Genomic DNA, 1,058 nt, shown 5'->3' with positions numbered 1-1,058 from the left:
CTACATAAAACCCCGGATTTTTAAAATCGTAGTATATCTTGTCTGAAAGTGTTTTAAAAACTTCATCAAAAGATTTTACAACTTTACGGTAAAAGTTTTTAGGGCTATCTACTTTAAAAACAAAGTAAAAAATAGGTTGTCCTACTCCGTGAAATGTAATCGACCCTCCCCTGTCAGTCTTTATAACCGGAACCGGAAAATTCTCCTCTTTTTCGTTTTGTCCTATCGTATAAACATCGTAATGTTCACAAAGTATAAGATAGTTTTCTTGGTTTTCTACAGCAATAGAATGGATTTTTTTCATCTCTTCGTAAGCTTGAAGATAATCTACAATGCCTAAATGAGGAAATAGTTAATGAAATAGTTCATAGATTAAGAGATAACAACTGTAAAATTACCTTTGAAATTTTGGAATCGGAAGGTATAGAAAATTACGAGGATGTATCCGGATTTATAAAAGAGGTAAAGTCCTACGGTTCTAAGATAGCTATAGATGATTTTGGTTCCGGATACTCAAACTTTGCCCACATGTTAAAACTTGATGTAGATTATTTAAAAATAGATTCATCTTTAATAAAGAACATACATCAAGACAAAAACTCACAGATAATAGTCCAAACGATAGTAGGTTTTGCAAAAAAGTTAGGTATAAAAACGATAGCAGAATTTGTCCACAACAGAGAAGTTTTTGAAAAAGTAAGAGAGTTGGGAGTTGATTATTCCCAAGGCTACTACATTGGAGAGCCTAAACCTGAAATTGTTATGTAAAAAACTTTTTTATTTTTTCAACAACTTTGTTTTTTAATTCTTCTTTTTCTATGTTTATTCCTTCATTTATTAAAGAAGTGGCAGTGTAACCGTTTAGATTACATGGTTTTATAATATTAAATTTTTTAAGGTCTACGCTGTGATTTACCGCTACTCCATGAAGTGAATAACCCTTTGAGTACCTAAAACCAAGAGATGCTATTTTTCTGTTTTCTACATAAAACCCCGGATTTTTAAAATCGTAGTATATCTTGTCTGAAAGTGTTTTAAAAACTTCATCAAAAGATTTT

Annotated in this window: 1 protein-coding gene and 2 pseudogenes; 1 reads left to right on the top strand and 2 read right to left on the bottom strand. The window is 30.8% G+C overall.

Annotation, left to right across the window (positions count from 1 at the left end):
- Nucleotides 1-304, bottom strand: a pseudogene (locus NE054_RS08375) (lipoyl(octanoyl) transferase); the annotation flags it as partial.
- A 44-nt stretch (nucleotides 305-348) separates the two neighbouring features.
- Here NE054_RS08375 and NE054_RS08370 point away from each other — a divergent pair.
- The gene (locus tag NE054_RS08370; RefSeq protein ID WP_345780609.1) at nucleotides 349-768 is read left to right on the top strand and encodes an EAL domain-containing protein; all 420 of its coding nucleotides are present in this window, start codon (nucleotides 349-351) and stop codon (nucleotides 766-768) included.
- Here NE054_RS08370 and NE054_RS08365 read toward each other — a convergent pair.
- Nucleotides 761-1,058, bottom strand: a pseudogene (locus NE054_RS08365) (lipoyl(octanoyl) transferase); the annotation flags it as partial. The gene NE054_RS08370 and the pseudogene NE054_RS08365 overlap by 8 nt on opposite strands.

It is taken from the genome of Sulfurihydrogenibium sp., assembly GCF_027448985.1.
Taxonomy (GTDB): domain Bacteria; phylum Aquificota; class Aquificia; order Aquificales; family Hydrogenothermaceae; genus Sulfurihydrogenibium.
The sequence above is the reverse complement of the archived record's forward strand: the minus strand, read 5'-3'. Positions and strand labels throughout refer to the sequence as shown.